General features: G+C 73.8%; 2 protein-coding genes. Both read left to right on the plus strand.

The features are described from left to right. Nucleotides 1-2 precede the first annotated feature (2 nt). Nucleotides 3-13,877 (plus strand): non-ribosomal peptide synthetase, encoded by a 13,875-nt coding sequence (locus tag KY5_RS37720; RefSeq protein WP_098246417.1) that lies wholly within the window; start codon nt 3-5, stop codon nt 13,875-13,877. Nucleotides 13,878-13,905: 28 nt separating this feature from the next. After that, a complete protein-coding gene (locus KY5_RS37725; RefSeq protein WP_234363059.1) occupies nt 13,906-20,304 on the plus strand; it encodes an amino acid adenylation domain-containing protein in 6,399 nt (2,132 codons plus the stop codon).

A 20,304-nucleotide genomic window follows, 5' to 3' on the forward strand; every position in this document is an offset into this window, starting at 1 on the left:
CGATGAACCGATCGCTTGTCGAGGACGTGTGGCCCCTGTCGCCCTTGCAGGAAGGGCTGCTGTTCCACGCCGCCTTCGACGACCGGGGTCCGGACGTCTACCAGGGGCAGCGGATGCTGGAGCTGGTGGGGCCGCTCGACGCGGAGCGGCTGCGGGCGACGTGGCAGGCGCTGCTCGCCAGGCACGGCGCGCTGCGGGCGGGCTTCCGCGGCCGCAAGTCGGGCGAGGCGGTGCAGGTCGTCGCCCGTGAGGTGGAGCTGCCGTGGCGCGTGGAGGACCTCTCCGGGCTGCCGGAGGACGACGCCGTCGCCGAGGTGGACCGGCTCGCCGCGCGGGAACGGGCCGAGCGGTTCGACCCGGCCGTACCGCCGTTGCTGCGACTGCTCCTGATCCGCCTGGGCGAGGAACGGCACCGCCTCGTGGTCACCAGCCACCACCTGGTCATGGACGGCTGGTCGATGGCGGTCGTGTTCAGCGAGTTCTCCAGGGTGTACGCGGCGGACGGGGACACACGTGTGCTGCCTCGTACGACGTCCTACCGGGACTACCTGGCGTGGCTGCACCGGCAGGACACTGACGCCGCACGGGCCGCGTGGCGCGCCGAGCTCGCCGGAACCGACGAGCCGACGCTCGTGGCACCTGCGGACCCCGGCCGGATGCCCGTCGCCCCCGAGAGCCTGATCCACCACATCTCCGAGGAACTGACCCTGGAGCTCGGCGCGTTGGCCCGTGCTCGGGGCCTGACCGTCAACACGCTGGTGCAGGGGGCGTGGGCCCTGCTGCTTGCCCGCCTCGCCGGTCGCGGCGACGTCGTGTTCGGTGCCACCGCGGCGGGGCGCCCCACGGATCTGCCCGGCGCGGAGTCGATGGTCGGCCTGTTCATCAACACGCTTCCGGTGCGGGTACGACTGGACGGCGCGCAGAGCGTCGCGGAGCTCCTCGCCGAACTCCAGCGGCGGCAGTCCGCCCTCATGGCGCACCAGCACCTGGGCCTCCCGGAGATCCAGCGGCTCGCGGGGCCCGGCGCCGTCTTCGACACGATCGTGGTCTACGAGAACTACCCCCGCCCCCCGGAGGAGAGCCCCGCGCCCGACACCTTCGCCGTCCGCTTCATCGGCGGCGAAGAGGCCGCGCACTATCCGCTGACGCTGGTCGTGGCGCCCGAGGGCGAGCGGATGGGCTTCAAACTCGACTACCGCACCGACGTGTTCGGGCAGACGGAGGCACGCTCCGTCATCGACCGGCTGGTGCGCGTACTCGAACAGGTCGTGGCGAACCCGGACACGCCGGTCGGCCGGGTCGACGTCCTGGGCGCACCGGAGCGCGAGCTCGTGGTGGCGGAGTGGAACGCGACGGCGGCACCCGTGCCGGGCGTATCGGTCCCCGAGCTCTTCGCGGCGCAGGCGGCGCGGACACCGGACGCGGTGGCCGTCGTCGACGGCGAAAAGGTCCTCACCTACGGGGAGTTGGCGGCGGCGTCCGGACGTCTCGCCACCCACCTGAGCGGCGCCGGCGTGCGCCGGGGCGACCGGGTCGCGGTGGCCATGAACAGGTCGGCCGAGCTGATCGTGGCGCTCCTCGGAGTGTGGAAGGCGGGCGCCGTCCACGTGCCCGTCGACCCGGAGTATCCGGCGGAGCGCGTTGCCTTCCTGCTCGCGGACTCCGCGCCGGTGAAGCTGCTGTGCACACGTGCGACGCGGGACGCCCTGCCCGAGGACGTGGCGGTCCCCTCGGTGGTGCTCGACGACCCGGCCGTGGCGTCGGCGATCGCCGGGTGCCGCACGCGGGACAGCGCGGCCCCGGTGGGCGCCGACGACCTGGCGTACGTGATGTACACCTCCGGGTCGACCGGTGTGCCCAAGGGGGTGGCGGTGCCGCACGCGAGCGTGGCCGGTCTCGCCGGTGACCCGGGCTGGTCGGTCGGTGCTGCGGACGCCGTGCTGATGCACGCGCCGCACGCCTTCGACGTATCGCTGTTCGAGGTGTGGGTGCCGCTCGTCGCGGGCGGGCGCGTCGTGATCGCGGAGCCCGGCGCGGTGGACGCCGGGCGGGTGCGTGAGGCGATCGCCTCGGGTGTCACGGCGATCCACCTCACGGCGGGGCTCTTCCGGGTGCTCGCCGAGGAGACCCCGGAGTGCTTCACGGGCCTGCGCGAGGTCCTGACCGGCGGCGACGTGGTGCCCGCCGGGGCGGTGGCACGAGTGCGCGAGGCATGCCCCGAGGTCTCCGTGCGGCACTTGTACGGACCGACCGAGATCACGCTGTGCGCGACGTGGCACGTGCTCCCCGCCGGCGCGGCGAGCGGGACCGCCCTGCCGATCGGCCGACCGCTGGGCAACCGACGCGTGTACGTGCTCGACGCCTTCCTGCGCCCGGTGCCGCCCGGCGTCGTCGGCGAGGTGTACGTCGCGGGGACCGGCCTGGCACGGGGCTACCAGCGCCGCCCCGGGCTGACCGCCGAGCGGTTCGTGGCCTGCCCCTTCGGTGACGGCGGCCGGATGTACCGGACCGGCGACCTGGCGCGCTGGACCCCCGAAGGACAGCTCCTCTTCGCGGGCCGGGCGGACGAGCAGGTGAAGGTCCGTGGGTTCCGGGTGGAACCGGGCGAGGTCGAGGCGGTGCTCGCCGGACATCCGGAGGTCGCGCAGGCCGTGGTCGTCGCACGCCAGGACGGCCCGGGCGAGACGCGGCTGATCGGTTACGTGGTGGTCGACGGGGCGAACGTGGAGGCGGAGGCGTTCCGCGCGTACGTGGCGGAGCGTCTGCCCGAGTTCATGGTCCCGGCGACGGTCCTGGTCCTGGACGCGCTGCCGCTGACCGTGAACGGCAAGCTCGACCGTGCCGCCCTGCCCGCCCCCGACTTCGCGGGGAAGGCAGGTTCTCGCGAGCCCCGCACGCCCACCGAGGCCACGCTGTGCGCGCTGTTCGCGGAGGTGCTCGGTCTCGACCGGGTCGGTGTCGAGGACGGCTTCTTCGAGCTGGGCGGCGACTCGATCAGCTCGATGCAGCTCGCCTCGCGGGCACGCAGGGCGGGCCTGGTCCTCACCCCGCGCCAGGTCTTCACGGAGCGGACGCCGGGACGGCTCGCGTCCGTCGTGGACGCGGCGGGAGCGGCCGAACGTGCCGCCGCGGTCGAGGACGTGGGCGTCGGCGAGGTCCCGTGGACGCCCGTGATGCGGGCGCTGGGGGAGCGGGCCGCCTCGCCGGGGTTCGCGCAGTGGGTGACGGTGGGCGCTCCGGCGGGGCTGGGCCTTGACGTGTTGAGTGCCGGTCTTGCCGCGCTCCTCGATACGCACGACATGTTGCGGGCGCGCGCGGTGCCCGGGGAGTCGAAGCTGCTCGTCGGCGAGCGCGGCTCGGTGGACGCCTCCCGCCTGGTGACCCGGATCGAGGCGGCCGACGGTGACGTCGACGAGGTCGCGGCACGGGCGGCCGGGGAAGCAGCCGAGCGCCTCAACCCGCTCTCCGGCGTGATGGTGCAGGCGGTCTGGGTCGACGCGGGCCCCGGCCGTACGGGCCGACTCGTCCTCACGGCCCACCACTTGGTGGTCGACGGTGTCTCCTGGCGCGTCCTCGTCCCGGACCTGCAAGCGGCCTGCGAGGCGGTCGCCGACGGACGCGAGCCCGAACTGGCCCCCGTGGAAACGTCCTTCCGGCGTTGGTCGGACATCCTCACCACCGAGGCGAATTCCGAGAGCCGCGTCGCGGAACTCGATGCCTGGACCGCGCTCCTCGGCGATCCCGAAACGCCCTTAGGCAGCCGGGAGTTGGACCCGGCCGTCGACACCGCGCAGACCCTGCGGCAGCGGACCTGGACCGTCCCCGCCGCACAGGCCGAGCCGTTGCTGAACCGGGCGACCGCCGCATTCCACTGCGGCGTCGACGACGTGCTGCTCGCCGCGCTCGCCGGTGCCGTCGCGCACTGGCGGGCCGACGGTGGCACCGGGATCCTGATCGACGTCGAAGGGCACGGCCGCGAGCAGCTCGGGGACGTGGACCTGTCCCGTACGGTCGGTTGGTTCACCGGGTCCCGGCCGGTCAGGGCGGACGTCACGGGGATCGATCTGCCCCGGGCCCTCGCGGGCGACACCGCCGCGGGAACACTGCTGAAGACGGTCAAGGAACAGCTGCGGTCCGTGCCGGGCGACGGACTCGGCCACGAACTCCTGCGTCACCTCAACGCCGAGACGGGCCCGGTCCTCGCGGCCGCGCCGAGCCCGCAGATCGGCTTCAACTACATGGGCCGGTTCTCGGCCGCACACACCGACTCCGCTCCCACGGGCCCCTGGCAGACAGCAGGCCCGACCGCGATCGGCGGCTCGGTCGCCCCGGACCTGCCGTTGCCGCACGCCCTGGAGGCCAACGCCACCATCACGGACACCCCCGAAGGCCCCGAGCTGGAACTCAGGCTCAACTGGCCCGCCGCCGTCCTGGACGACGCGGACGCGGCACGGCTCGGCGAGGTCTGGGTGCGGATGCTCGGCGCCCTGGCCACCCATGCCGCCGACCCCGCAGCGGGCGGAAGGACGCCCACCGACTTCCCGCTCATCGGTGACGGGCTGACACAGCCGGGAGTCGAACAACTGGAGCGTGCCGTACCGGAGTTGACGGACGTCTGGCCGCTCTCTCCGCTACAGGAAGGCATGCTCTTCCACGCCACGTACGACGAGAGCGGCCCCGACGTCTACCGGAGCCAGCGGATGCTCGCGCTCGACGGGCCCCTCGACGCCGCCAGGCTGCGCGCGTCGTGGCAGGCGCTGGTCGCGCGGCACCCGGCGCTGCGGGCGAGCTTCCACCGCCTCGCCTCCGGTGAGGCCGTCCAGGTCGTGGCGCGCGAGGCCACACTTCCCTGGTCCGAGGCCGACCTGTCGGGGCGCAGGGAGAGCGACGCGCTCGCCGAACTCGACCGGCTCGCCGCGAGCGAGCGTGCGGCCCGCATGGATGTGACAGCCGCGCCACTGCTGCGCCTGCTGCTCGTCCGCATCGGCGCCGAACGGCACCGCCTCGTCGTCACCAGCCACCACATCGTCGCGGACGGCTGGTCGACGCCCGTCATGTTCAACGAGGTCTCCGAGCTGTACGCGGCGGGTGGCGACGTCTCCGTACTCAAGCGTGCGGCGTCGTACGGCGAGTACCTGGCGTGGTTGGTTCGGCAGGACAAGGAGGCGGCCCGTGCCGCCTGGCGCGCGGAGCTGGCCGGGGCCGACGAGCCGACGCTCGTGGCACCCGCCGATGTGGCAGACCGCGCGCAGACGGTGTCGGAGGAGACGGCGCTGACCCTTTCCGAAGAGGCGACCGCCGCCCTGACCGGTCTTGCCCGCTCCCAGGGCCTGACGATGAACACGCTGGTGCAGGGCGCGTGGGCGCTGGTCCTCGCGCGTCTCGCCGGTCGTACGGACGTGGTGTTCGGCGCCACCGTCGCGGGCCGCCCCGCCGAACTGCCGGGCGTGGAATCGATGGTCGGCCTGTTCATCAACACCGTGCCGGTACGGGTACGGCTCGACGGCGCGCAGCCGGTCGCCGACCTGCTCGCGCGGCTTCAGCGACGTCAGTCGGACCTGCTGGCCCACCAGCACGTGGGCCTCTCGGAGATCCAGGCCGCAGCAGGGCCCGGCGCGGTCTTCGACACCATGCTGATGTTCGAGAACTATCCGCGCGACGAGGCCGCCCCCACCGGCCAGGACGGCGCGGACGGCATCGCGATGGCCCAGGTGAACACGGAGGCGGGCACCCACTACCCGCTGGCCGTGAGCGTCGTCCCCGACGACCGCCTCCAGATACGTGTGACCTACCGCCCCGACCTCTTCGACCGGTCCGAGGCCGGGCGCATGGGTGAGTGGCTGGCACGGGTCCTCGAACGGATGGCGGCCGACCCGCTGACGCCCGTCGGCCGCATCGCCTTCCTCGACCCTGCGGAGCGTGCACTCGTGGTCGAGGGCTGGAACGACACGGGGTGTCCGGTGGCGGTGGGTTCGGTGGTGGAGGCGTTCGAGGAGCGGGTGGGTTTGTCGCCGGGTGCGGTGGCGGTGGTGTCGGGTGAGCGGGTGCTGTCGTACGCCGAGTTGGAGGCGTCGGCGAATCGTCTGGCGCGGTATTTGGTGGGTCTGGGTGTGGGTCGGGAGTCGCGGGTGGGTCTGTGTCTGCCGCGTGGGGTGGACATGGTGGTGGCGGAGCTCGCGGTGTGGAAGGCGGGGGCTGCGTTCGTGCCGTTGGATCCGGAGTATCCGGCGGATCGGCTGGGCTATGTGATTGCGGACAGCGGTGCTTCGGTGGTGCTGGGTGTCGGGGAAACGCTGGACGGGGTGCCGGTCGGGGCGGCGAGGACCGTGCTGCTCGACGACGAGCAGACCGCGCAGGCGATCACCGTGCGCTCCTCCCTCCCGCTGAGCGCACACGCCGGACCCGATCAGCTCGCCTATGTCATCTACACCTCCGGTTCGACCGGGCGCCCGAAGGGTGTGGCGGTGGCGCACGACGGGTTGGTGAACCTGGCGGAGGCGATGCGGCCGGTCCTCGGGATCGAGGAAGACGTCGTGGCGTTGCAGTTCGCGTCGTTCAGCTTCGACGCGGCGGTCCTGGATGTCGCGGTCACGCTCACGGGCGGCGGCACGCTGGCCGTCGCGTCACCCGAAGAGCGCGCACAGCCGGTCGCGCTGGCCGCACTGATCGAGGACCTCGGTGTGAGTACGGCGAGTGTGGTGCCGTCGTTGTTGGGTGTGCTGGATCCGGCGACGGTGGCGGGTGTCGGGAACTGGGTGTTGGGTGCGGAGTTGTTGACCGCTGATCTGGCGAGTCGGTGGGTTGGTCAGGCGCGGGTGTGGAATACGTATGGGCCGACTGAGGCGACGGTGATGGCGACGGCCGGGCCGGTGGCTGTCGGTGTCGAGCCCGGGGGTGCCTCGCCGTCGATTGGGCGTCCGTTGGGCAACGTACGGACGTATGTGCTGGATGGGTTTTTGCAGCCGGTGCCGTCGGGTGTGACGGGTGAGTTGTATGTGGCGGGTCCGGGTGTGGCTCGGGGGTATGTGGGTCGGTCGGATCTGACGGCGGAGCGTTTTGTGGCGTGTCCGTTCGGTGGTGCGGGCGGCCGGATGTATCGGACCGGGGACTTGGCGCGGTGGACCTCGGATGGTGAGTTGTTGTTCGCGGGGCGTGCGGATGAGCAGGTGAAGATCCGTGGGTTCCGGGTGGAGTTGGGTGAGGTCGAGGCGGTTCTCGCGGCGCATGTGGGTGTGCGTCAGGCGGCGGTGGTCGTGCGTGAGGACCGTCCTGGTGACAAGCGGCTGATCGGGTATGTGGTCGCGGACGCTGCCGTAAACGTGGATGTGGAGGCGATCCGTGCGTACGCGGCCACGCGGCTGCCCGAGTACATGGTCCCGGCGACGCTCCTGGTCCTGGACGCGCTCCCGTTGACCGTGAACGGCAAGCTCGACCGTGCCGCCTTGCCCGCCCCCGACTTCGCGGGGAAGGCAGGTTCTCGCGAGCCCCGCACGCCCACCGAGGCGACGCTGTGCGCGCTGTTCGCGGAGGTGCTCGGTCTCGACCGGATCGGTGTCGAGGACAGCTTCTTCGAGCTGGGTGGCGACTCGATCAGCTCGATGCAGCTCGCCTCGCGGGCACTCGGGGCGGGCCTGGTCCTCACTCCCCGCCAGGTGTTCGAGGAAAAGACACCGGCACGGCTGGCGACCGTCGTGGACGAGGCGGGCGCCGATGACCAGGACGTCCCCGAGGACGTCGGTGTGGGTGAGGTGCCGTGGACTCCGGCCATGAGGGCATCGGGGGAGCGCGCCACCCGACCCGGCTTCGCGCAGTGGGTGACGGCGGGGGCCCCGGCCGGGCTCGGCCTTGACGTGCTGAGTGGAGGGCTTGCCGCGCTCCTCGACACGCACGACATGTTGCGGGCGTGCGCCGTGCCCGGTGAGTCGAAGCTGATCGTCGGCGAGCGCGGCTCGGTGGACGCCTCCCGCCTGGTGACTCGCGTCGACGCGGCCGCCGAGAGTGATCTGGACGAGATCGCCACGCGCGCGGCCCGCGACGCCGTCGAGCGGCTCGACCCGGCCTCCGGCGTGATGGTGCAGGCGGTCTGGGTGGACGCGGGCCCCGGCCGCACGGGCCGAGTCGTCCTCGTGGTCCACCACTTGGTGGTCGACGGCGTGTCCTGGCGCGTCCTCGTCCCGGACCTGCAAGCGGCCTGCGAAGCGGTCGCCGACGGGCGCGTGCCCGAACTGCCCCCCGTGGGAACGTCCTTCCGGCGTTGGTCGGACATCCTCACCACCGAGGCGAACTCCGAGAGCCGCGTCGCCGAACTGGAAGACTGGACGACACTGCTCGGCCCTGCCCAACAGCCCCTGGGCGAGCGGGCGTTGGACGACGCGATCGACACGGCGCGGACGCTGCGCCGCCGTTCGTGGGTGGTGCCTCCCGAGCAGGCCGCCGCGTTGGTGCGTCGCACCCCGGCCGCGTACCACTGCGGGATCGACGACGTGCTCCTGGCGACCCTGGCGGGTGCGATCGCCCACTGGCGCCCGGAATCCGAGGGGAGCGACGGCACGGCGCTGCTCGTCGACGTCGAAGGGCACGGCCGTGAACCCCTCGGCGGCGTCGACCTGTCGCGCACGGTCGGCTGGTTCACGGGCGCGCACCCCGTGCGGCTCGACGTGGCGGGCGTCGACCTGCCGCAGGTCCTGGCCGGAGGCCCGGCCGCAGGGGTGCTGGTCAAGGCGGTCAAGGAGCAGGCGCGTGCCGTGCCGGGTGACGGGCTCGGCCATGAGCTGCTGCGCCACCTCAACCCGGAGACGGCGCCGGTCCTCGCAGCCCGCCCCGCCCCGGAGGTCGGCTTCAACTACCTCGGCCGGTTCACCACCGGAACCGGAACCGGGACCGGCAAAGGACCTGGCGCTGGCACCGGCACCGGGACAGACCGGGCCGCGCCCTGGCAGCTCACCGGCGACACCGCGATCGGCGGATCGGTCGACCCGGAGGCGCCCGCCGCGCACGCCCTGGACGTCGGCGCGTTGGTGCGCGACACCCCGGAGGGCCCCGTCCTGGAGATCACCCTGACCTGGCCCGGCGCCCTCATCGAGGAGGCCGATGCCGAGCGCCTCGGCCGCACCTGGCTGGACATGCTCACCGGTCTCGCGGGCCACACCGCAGAGCCCGGCGCGGGCGGGCGGACGCCCTCCGACTTTCCGCTGCTCGGCGTCCTCACGCAGCGAGGTGTGGAGGAACTGGAGGCCGCTGTACCGACGTTGGAGGACGTCTGGCCCCTGTCTCCGCTCCAGCAAGGCATGCTGTTCCACGCCACGTTCGACGAAGGTGCCCCCGACCTTTATGAGAGCCAGCGCATGCTGGCCCTGGACGGGCCGCTCGACGTGGCACGTCTGCGCGTCGCCTGCGAGGCGCTGCTGCGCAGGCATCCGATCCTGCGGGCGGGCTTCCACAGGACCGCCTCGGGAGAGGCTGTGCAGGTCGTGGCGCGCGACGTGCCGCTGCCCTGGCGCGAGGCCGATCTGAGCGGGCGTACGGAGAGCGACGCGCTCGCCGACCTCGAACGGCTCGCCGAGGGGGAGCGGGCTGAGCGGATCGACGTGGCGGCCGCGCCGCTGCTGCGGCTGCTGCTCGTCAGGCTCGGCGAGAACCGGCACAGGCTGGTCCTCACCAGCCACCACATCATCATGGACGGCTGGTCCCTGCCGATCCTGATCGGCGACCTGTCGGCGGCGTACGAGGCGCACGGCGCCGACCACGAACTGCCGCCCGCCGCCTCCTACGGCGACTACCTGGCCTGGCTGTCCCGCCAGGACGGCGAGGCCGCGCGATCCGCCTGGCGCGCCGAACTCGCCGGGCTCGACGCGCCGACGCTGGTGGTGCCCGCCGAGGCGGCCAGTACGCCGGTGGTGCCCGAGCGGGTGCGGTTCGCGTTCCCCGCCGACCTGTCGCGCGGGCTCGCCGACCTCGCCAGGGCCCGCGGGCTGACGCTGAACACGGTGGTGCAGGGCGCGTGGGCGATGCTCCTCGCGCGCCTGGTGGGACGTACGGACGTGGTGTTCGGCGCCACCGTCGCGGGCCGCCCCACCGATCTCGCGGGCGCGGACACGGCGATCGGCCTGTTCATCAACACGCTGCCGGTGCGGGTGGACCTGGCGGCGGGCCAGCCGGTCGGCGAGCTGCTCACCGCCTTGCAGGAACGCCAGGTCGCCCTCCTCGGCCACCAGCACGTGGGTCTCGCCGAGATCCATCAACTCGCTGGCCCCGGCGCCGTGTTCGACACGCTCGTGGTCTACGAGAACTATCCGCGTCCGCCCGGGGGGAAGCCCGACCCCGACACCCTGGCCGTCCGCCCGATCGGCGCCCCGCGCGACATGGGCCACTACCCGCTGACGCTCGTCGTGTCGCCGGGCGAGCGGATGCGCGGCGACTTCGTCTTCCGCCCCGATGTCTTCACGCGCGGCAGGGCCGAGGAGATGGTCGCCTCCCTGGTGCGGATCCTCGAAGGCTTCGTGGCCGACCCCGAGGCGCCCGTCGGCCGCATCGACGTCGTCGGGAAGGACACGCGCGACCTGGTCGTACGCGAATGGAACCGGACGAGCGCGGCGGTCGATGCCGCGCCGCTGCCCGACCTCTTCGCGGCCCGCGCGGCCCGTACGCCGCACGCGGTGGCCGTGACGGACGGCGAACAGGAGCTGTCCTACGCCGAGTTGGCGGCCGAGGTCGCACGGCTCGCGCGTCATCTGGTCGATGCGGGAGTGGGCCCCGAGCGGCGTGTCGCGGTCCTGATGGAGCGGTCCGCCGCGCTGGTGGTCGCGCTGCTCGCGGTGTCGACGGCGGGCGGCGTGTTCGTCCCGGTGGACCCGGCCTACCCCGCGGAGCGGATCGCGTACGTCCTGGACGACGCCGATCCGGCGGTCCTGGTCTGCGCGGCAGCGACGCGCGACGCGGTCCCCGAGGGGTTCGCGGGCCACGTCGTCGTGGTCGACGAACCCGCCACGGCGGAGCGGATCGCCGCATGTGCCGAAGGGCCGGTCAGGGACGCGGAGCGGCTCTCGCCGCTGGCCGAGGCCCATGCCGCGTACGTGATCTACACCTCCGGCTCGACCGGCCGCCCCAAGGGCGTCGTGGTGACGCACGGCGGACTCGGCAACCTGGCGCGGGCGCAGATCGAACGGTTCGGGGTCGGGGAGGACTCGCGGGTGCTCCAGTTCGCCTCGCCGAGCTTCGACGCGGCCGTCTCCGAACTGTGCATGGCGCTCCTGTCCGGCGCCTCCGTCGTCCTCGCGCCGCCGGAGGCGCTGCCGCCCCGGGTCTCCCTCGGCGAGGCTCTCCACCGGACGCGGGCCACCCATGTGACGGTGCCGCCGAGCGTCCTCGCCGCGGAGGACGAACTCCCCGGCGAACTGCGCACGTTGGTGGTGGCGGGCGAGGCGTGCCCGGTGGGTCTGGTGGACCGGTGGTCCTCCGGCAGGCGGATGGTGAACGCGTACGGGCCGACGGAGACGACGGTCTGCGCGGCGATGAGCGCGCCCCTGACCCCGGGCCGGGGCGAGGTGCCCATCGGCGGCCCGATGGCGAACGTGCGGGCCTTCGTGCTCGACGACTTCCTGCTGCCCGTACCCGCCGGTGTGGCGGGCGAGCTCTACGTGGCGGGGGCCGGACTCGCGCGCGGCTACCTGGGACGCGCGGGCCTGTCCGCCGAGCGGTTCGTGGCCTGCCCGTTCGGCACGGACGAGCGGATGTACCGGACCGGCGACGTCGTGCGGTGGACCGACGGCGGCGAACTCGTCTTCGCCGGACGCGCGGACGACCAGGTCAAGGTCCGCGGCTACCGGATCGAGCCCGGCGAGATCGAGGCGGTGCTCGCCGCGCACCCTGACGTCACGCAGGCCGTGGTCGTCGCACGCCAGGACGGCCCCGGCGGCAACCGTTCCGGCGGCAAGCGCCTGGTCGCGTACGTCGTCGCGGACACCTCCGGGCGCATGGACAGCCCGCCTCCTGCTGATGAACTGCCCGCCACACTGAGGGCGTTCGTGGCCGAGCGGCTCCCCGAGCACATGGTGCCCACGGCGGTGGTGCCGCTCGACCGGCTGCCGCTGACGCCGCACGGGAAGGTGGACCGGGCCGCGCTGCCCGCGCCGGACTTCGCGGGCCGCACCGGAGGCCGCCCGCCGCGCACCGAGCGCGAGGCCCTCGTCTGCGCCCTGTTCGCCGAGGTCCTCGGCGTCGACACGGTCGGCGTCGACGACAGCTTCTTCGAGCTGGGCGGCGACTCGATCATGTCGATGCAACTGGCGTCGCGGGCCCGGCGCGCCGGGCTCCTGCTGACCTCGCGCCAGGTCTTCGAGGAGAAGACGCCGGAGCGGCTCGCGGCCGTGGTGGAGCTCGCCGGGCAACGGTCGGGGCCCGCCGACGTCGGTGTCGGCGAGGTGGCGTGGACCCCCGTGATGCGGGCGTTCGGCGAGCGGGCCACCCGCCCCGGCTTCGCCCAGTGGATGACGCTCGGCGCCCCCGCCGGGCTCGGCGTCGAGGCGCTCACGGCCGGTCTCGCCGCCCTGCTCGACACGCACGACATGCTGCGGGCGAGGACCGTGCCCGGCGAGCGGAAGCTGCTCGTCGGCGAGCGCGGATCCGTCGAAGCGGCAGGGCTCGTGACCCGGGTCGCCGCCGCGGCGGGCGAGCTGGACGAGGTCGCGGCGCGGGCCGCCCGCGAAGCCGCCGAGCGGCTCGACCCGGCGGCCGGGGTGATGGTGCGGGCGGTCTGGGTCGACGCGGGCCCGAGCCAGGTCGGCCGACTCGTCCTCGTGGTGCACCACTTGGTGGTCGACGGCGTGTCCTGGCGCGTCCTGGCGCCCGACCTCCAGGCGGCCTGCGAGGCGGTCGCGGACGGGCGCGAGCCCGACCTCGACCCGGTCGGCACGTCCTTCAGGCGCTGGTCGGAGATCCTCACCGCGCAGGCCGCCGACGAGCGGCGGGTCGCCGAGCTCGACGACTGGAAGAAGCTACTCGGGGCGCCCGAACCACCTTTGGGAGAGCGCCCGTTGGACCCGGCCGTGGACGTCGCGAGCACCCTGCTCCACCAGACGTGGACGGTGCCGCCCGAGCAGGCCGCCACCCTGGTGGGCCCGACCCCCGCCGCGTACCACTGCGGGGTGCACGAGGTGCTCCTCGCCGCCCTCGCGGGCGCCGTCGCGCACTGGCGGCCCGGCGGTGGCACCGAGGTCCTCGTGGATATCGAGGGGCACGGCCGCGAGCCGCTCGAAGAGGCCGACCTGTCGCGCACCGTCGGCTGGTTCACTAGCGTCCGGCCGGTCCGTCTGGACGTGACGGGCGCCGACCTGGACAGCGCTATGGCGGGCGGCGGCGCTGCCGGTACGTTGGTCAAGGCCGTGAAGGAGCAGGTGCGGTCGGTGCCCGGCGACGGGCTCGGCCATGAACTGCTGCGCCACCTCAACTCCCGCACGGGCCCGGTCCTGGAGGCCACCCCGGCTCCGCAGATCGGCTTCAACTACCTAGGACGTTTCGCCACCGGCACGCGTACGGGCCCCGCCGGGCCCTGGCAGCCGGCCGGCGAGACGGCGGTCGGCGGCTCGGCCGCCCCCGACATGCCGGTGACCCACGCCGTGGCGGCGGGCGCGGTCGTCAGGGACACCCCGGAAGGGCCCGCGCTCGACATCACCCTGAGCTGGCCGGGCCGGCTGATCGAGCAGGCCGGGGCCGAGCGCCTGGGCCGGGCCTGGCTCGCGGTGCTCGCCGGTCTCGCCGCCCACACCACCGACCCGGGAGCGGGTGGCCACACCCCCTCCGACTTCCCCCTGCTCGACCTCGCACAGAACCAGATCGAGGAACTCGAAGCCGCACTCGCCGAGGGAAACCGTTCCCGATAGGCATCAACCGTAATGAGGAGAAGGAGCGATGACCCGATCCCTTGTCGAGGACGTGTGGCCGCTTTCACCGTTGCAGGAGGGGCTGCTGTTCCACGCGGGCCTCGCCGACCAGGGGCCCGACGTCTACACCGTGCAGTCCGCGCTCGACATCGAAGGACCGCTCGACGCGGCCAGGTTGCGTGCGTCGTGGCAGGCCCTGGTGGCCCGGCACGCGGCGCTGCGGGCCTGTTTCCGCCCGGTGAGCGGGGCGCAGATGGTGCAGGTCGTGGTGCGTGACGTGACGCTGCCGTGGAGCGAGGCGGACGTCTCCGGTCTGGCGCGGGAGGAGGCGCGCGAGGAGATCCGGCGCCTGGCCGAAGGCGAGCTGGCCCGGCGCTTCGACCTCGCGGTGGCGCCCCTGCTGCGGCTGCTCCTGATCAGGACCGGCCAGGACCGGCACCAGCTGGTCATGACGCTGCACCACATCCTCCTCGACGGCTGGTCGATGCCGGTCCTGCTCGGCGAGCTCTCCGCCGTGTACGCGGCGGGCGGCGACGCCTCCGGGCTGAAGAGGGCCGCCTCGTACGGCGACTACGTCGCTTGGGTTGCCCGGCAGGACAAGGAGGCGGCGCGCGCCGCCTGGCGCACGGAGCTCGCGGGCGCCGACGAGCCCACGCTCGTGGTGCCCGCCGACCCGACCCGGATCCCCGAGTTCCCCGAGCACGTGATCGCCGATCTGCCGGAGGACCTCTCGCGGGGCGTGACGGCGCTGGCCCGCGGCAAGGGCCTGACGGCGAACACCGTGATCCAGGGCGCGTGGGCGCTCGTCCTCGCGCGGCTCGCGGGCCGCACCGACGTGGTGTTCGGCAGCACCACGGCGGGCCGCCCCGCCGAACTGCCGGGCGTGGAATCCATGGTGGGGCTGCTCATCAACACGCTCCCGGTGCGCGTACGCCTGGACGGCGCGGAGTCCGTGGCCGACCTGCTGACCGGGCTCCAGGAACGGCAGACCGCGCTGATCGGCCACCAGCACGTCGGCATCCTGGAGATCCAGAAGCTCGCGGGACCCGGCGCGGTCTTCGACACGCTGGTCCTCTACGAGTCCTTCCCGCACCCGCCGGGCGGCGCCCCGGGCGCCGACGCGCTGACGATGCGCCCTTCGGGCATGTCCCGCGACGCCTCGCACTATCCGCTCACCCTGGTGGTCACCCCCGGCGAGCGGATGCGCTGCAAACTGGACTACCGCCCCGACCTGTTCGACCGCGACACCGCACGCTCGATCTTCGACCGGGTGGTCCGCGTCATCGAACAGATGGTGGCCGACCCGACGTCCCGGATCAGCGACATCGACGTCCTCGCGCCGCACGAGCGGACCACGATCGTCGAGGGGTGGAACGACACCGCCCGTGCCGTGCCGCCGGGCACCTGGGTGGACGCCTTCGACGAGCGGGCCAGGTGGGCGCCGGACGCCGTCGCCGTGCGGTGCGGATCCGAGACGCTCTCGTACGCCGAACTCGACCGGGAAGCCAACCGGTTGGCCCACCACCTGGCGGGCTTCGGGGTGCGCCGTGAGACGCGCGTGGGGCTCTGCCTGCCGCGCGGGACCGGCATGGTGGTCGCGCTGCTCGCCGTGTGGAAGGCCGGGGGAGCGTTCGTGCCGCTCGACCCGGGCCACCCCGCCGACCGGCTCGGCTACCTGATCGACGACAGCGGCGCCGACGTCGTGCTCGGCACGAAGAGCACCCTCACCGAAGTGGCGGCGGGCGCCGCACGCGTGATCACGCTCGACGAGGCGGAGCAGGCCGTCGCCGCCGAACCCGACACGCCGCCGACCGTGCTCACCGAGCCGGACCAACTGGCGTACGTCATCTACACGTCGGGGTCGACCGGGCGCCCCAAGGGCGTGGCGGTCCCGCACCGGGGCGTGGTGAACCTCGCCGAGGCCATGCGGCCCTTCCTCGCCATGGACGAAGGCGTCACGGCCCTGCAGTTCGCCTCCTTCAGCTTCGACGCGGCCGTCCTCGACGTCGCCACCACCCTCGCCGCGGGCGGCACCCTCGCCCTCGCGACCGAGGACGAACGCACCGACCCCGCCGCCCTCGCCCGCATGATCGAGAAGGCCGGGGTGACCACCGCGAGCGTCGTCCCCTCGCTGCTCGGCCTCCTCGACCCGGCCGACGTGCCCGGCGTACGCAACTGGGTGCTCGGCGCCGAACGCCTCACCGCCGACCTGGCGGGCCGCTGGACCGGCCGGGCCCGTGTGTGCAACACCTACGGGCCCACCGAGGCCACCGTCATCTCCACCGCCGTCCCGCTCGACGAGAGCGGCACCCCGGCCGGACAGGCCCCCTCCATAGGGCGGCCGATCGGCAACACCCGCATCTACGTCCTCGACGGCTTCCTGAGGCCGGTGCCCGCGGGCACGACGGGTGAGGTGTACGTGGCGGGCGCGGGCGTGGCCCGCGGCTACACCGGGCGGCCGGGCATGACCGCCGAACGCTTCGTGGCCTGCCCCTTCGCCGACGGCACCCGCATGTACCGGTCGGGCGACCTGGCGCGCTGGACCCGGGAGGGCGAGCTGCTCTTCGCGGGCCGCGCCGACGCCCAGGTCAAGATCCGCGGCCTGCGGATCGAACCGGGCGAGGTCGAGGCCGTCCTCACCGCCCACCCCTCGGTCTCCCAGGCCGCCGTCGTGGCCAGGGAGGACCGTCCCGGCGACAAGCGCCTGACCGCGTACATCGTCCCCGACGAGCGGGACGGGCAGAAGGCGGACCTGGGGGACATCCGCGAGCACGCGGCGGGGCTCCTGCCCGAGTACATGGTGCCGTCCGCGGTGACGGTCCTGGACGCGCTGCCCCTCACCCGCAACGGTAAGGTGGACCACCGGGCGCTGCCCGCACCGGACTTCGCCGATCGGGTCTCCGACCGGGCGCCGCAGGGCGAGACCGAGACGGCCCTGTGCGCGCTGTTCGCCAAAATCCTCGGCCTCGAACGGGTCGGCGTCGACGACAACTTCTTCGACCTCGGCGGCGACTCGGGCCTGGCGATGCGCCTGGTGGCGCGGGTCCGCGAGGAGTTCGGCGTCGAGCTGAGCATGCGGCGGCTCTTCGGCGAGTCGACGCCGATGGGCGTGGCCCGCATGCTGACCGCCAAGGCGCGCCCCGTCCTGGAGCCCGTCGAAGAGCGGCCCGACGAGATACCCGTATCGGCGGGCCAGTCGCGCACCTGGCTCCTCGACCGGCTGAACGGCGACACCGCCGCCCACCAGACCTCGGTGGCGCTGCGCCTGCGCGGCGAGCTGGACAGGGACGCGCTGCGGGCCGCGCTCGCGGACGTCGCGGCCCGGCACGACATCCTGCGCACCACCTTCGGCGGCACCCGCAGCGACGACCTGCACCAGCGCGTCCTGGATGCCGAGTCCGCCCGCCCGGAGCCGACCGAACGGAACGTCACCGAGGCGGAATTGGCCGACCTGCTCGCCGCGCACGCGGGCCGCGCCTTCGACCTCTCCCGTGAACTCCCTTGGTCCCAGCACCTGTTCACGCTCTCGGAGACCGAGCACGTGCTGCTGCTCGTCGTGCACCGGATCGCCGCTGACGACCCGTCACTCGACATCCTCGTACGCGACCTGGGGGCCGCCTACGGCGCACGCCGCGACGGGCGCGCACCCCAACGCGCGCCGCTGCCCTTGCAGTTCACCGACTACGCCCTGTGGGAGCGTGAACTCCTCAAGAGCGCGCAGGAGCCGGACAGCCTCATCGGCGAGGAACTCGCCTACTGGAAGGACGCCCTGGCCGACGCGGCACCGGAGATCGAGCTGCCCGCCGACCGTGAGCGCCCCGCGCTCGCCTCCCACCGCGCCGACTCCGTGGAGCTGAGCCTGGACGCCGAGACCCACCAACGGCTGACCGAGGCCGCCGAACCCTCGGGGGCACCTGCCTTCGCGGTCCTGCACGCCGCCCTCGCGCTGCTGCTCACCCGGCTCGGCGCGGGGGACGACATCCTGCTCGGCACCGTGCTGCCGCGCCGCGACAACGAAGGCGACCTGGAGGGCGTTGTCGGCCCCTTCGCCGGTCCGCTGGTGCTGCGTACGGACACCTCGGGCAACCCCACCTTCCTGGAACTGCTCGACCGGGTGACCGAGGCGGGGCGCGAGGCGAGGCGGCACGAGGAAGTGCCCTTCGCCCACCTGGTGGACGCCCTGGCCCCGCCCCCCTCGGCGGCCCGCCACCCCGTGTTCCAGGTGGCGCTCGACGTGCGGGACGACGGCACCGAGGAGTGGGACCCCTCCGAACTGCCCGGTCTGCACACCACCCGCGTCGACACCGGGGCGGAGACCACCGAGCTCGACCTGACGTTCAGCCTCACCGAACGCCACCGGGCCGACGGCACCCCTGCGGGCATCGAAGGGCGGCTGCGCTACGCCACCGAACTCTTCGACGGGGCCACCGCCACCGCGCTCGCCCAGCGCCTCGTCCACGTCCTCGAACAGGTCGCCGATGCGCCCGAGTCCCGCGTCGGTGACGTCGACGTACTCCTCGGCGACGACGAGCTGCGCGGGATCATCGCGGCGGCCGGCGACGTCACGGCCGCGCGGATCCCGGAGCGCGGCGTGGTCGAACTCATCGCCGAGCGCGCCGCCCGCACCCCCGACGCCGTGGCCCTCACCGACGGGGAGAGCTCCCTCACGTATGCCGAACTGGCCACGGCGGCAGGGGCGTTCGAGCGCCGCCTGACCGCGGTCGGCGCGGGGCCCGAGGACGTCGTCGTCGTGGCGCTGCCCCCGTCGGGAGGGCTCGCCGCCGCGCTGCTCGGCGTGCTCGCCAGCGGTGCCGCCTGCCTGCCCGCCGCCCCCGAACGTCCCCTCGACGCCATCGGGACGCTCGGCCGCAAGGGCAGGGCCGCCGCGCTGATCTGCACCTCGGAGACCGCGGCCCGACTGCCCGTCGACGCGGGTGCCCCGGTGTTGCGCGCCGACGCCCCCGCGCCGACCGGGCAGGCCGCGGGGCCCCTGGGCTCCGGCAGGACGCCACGGCCCGGCCACGCGGCGCTCGTCCTGCCCGCGACCGCGCGGAGCGGCGCCGCGGTGATCGAACACCGGGCGCTCGCCCACCACGCGACACACCGGACACCCGCCACCACGGCGGGGGACGAGGTGCTCCTCGACGCCCGCACCCCCGCCGCCACCCTGGCGACGCCGCTGCTCGCCGCGCTCTGCGCGGGCGGCACGGTCCGGCTCAGCACCGGGCGGGACGCCGCGCGCGCGAACGGCCAAGGCCCCGCGGAGACCGTGGGCTCCTGGCTCGACCACCGCACCCCCGCCGGTGAACCCGTGCCGACGGCACCTGCCTCAGGGACACCCGTCGCGGGCACCCGTGCCTTCGTCCTCGACGACTTCCTGCGGCCGGTCCCACCGGGCGTGGTCGGCGACCTGTACCTCGCGGGCGCCGCACTCGCCCGCGGCTACGCGGACGGGTCCGCGCCGACCGGCGAACGGTTCGTCGCCTGCCCCTTCGGGAGCGAAGGGGAACGGATGCTGCGCACCGGCCAACGGGCCAAGCGCACCGCCGACGGCCTGCTCACCCTCCGGGACGCGGCAGCCGAACGGGACCGGCGGGCGACGGGCGCGCCGCGCCGCACGGGCGGCGGTCACGGCGACCTCGCGGTGCTGCTCCCGCTGCGCAAGGAAGGCCATCGCCCGCCGCTGTTCTGCGTGCACCCGGCCATGGGGCTCAGCTGGAGCTACGGCAACCTGCTGCGCCACCTGCCCTCGGACCGGCCCGTCTACGGACTCCAGGCCCGCGGGCTCGGCGCGCCGGAGCCGATGCCGACGAGCGTCGAGGACATGGTGGTCGACTACCTGGAGCAGATCAGGTCCGTCCAGCCCACCGGCCCCTACCACCTGCTCGGCTCCTCGCTCGGCGGCCTGATCGCCCAGGCCATCGCCGCCCGCCTGGAGGAGCAGGGCGAAGAGGTGGCGCTGCTCGCGGTCCTCGACGCCTACCCGGGCAACGTCGGCAGGGTCGTGACCGCCGACGGCGAGCCCCCGGCGGCCGAGGCGGGAGACCGCCCCGCGCCGGGCGGACAGGACGAGACCGACCGGGCCATGCCGGGCGACATCGACGCCGTCCGGATGGGCGTGGGCGGCGAACTCCTGAAGAAGATGCAGAAGGTGATCCGCAACGCGGCAGGGTTCGCGCCGGACCACACACCGCCCCGGTACGGCGGCGACCTGCTGCTCTTCATCGCCACCGGGGACCGGCCCGCCGAACTCCCGACCGAGGCGGCCGCCGCCACCTGGGAGCCCTACATCGCGGGCGCCATCGAGACGCACGACGTCGACGCGGGCCACTACGACCTGTTCCAGCCGGCGGCCGCCGCGCACATCGGGCGGGTCGTCGCCGACAAGCTCCGCGCCGCGGCCGACGCGGGAACCAGGGGGAAGTGA

Source organism: Streptomyces formicae, assembly GCF_002556545.1.
Lineage (GTDB): Bacteria > Actinomycetota > Actinomycetes > Streptomycetales > Streptomycetaceae > Streptomyces > Streptomyces formicae_A.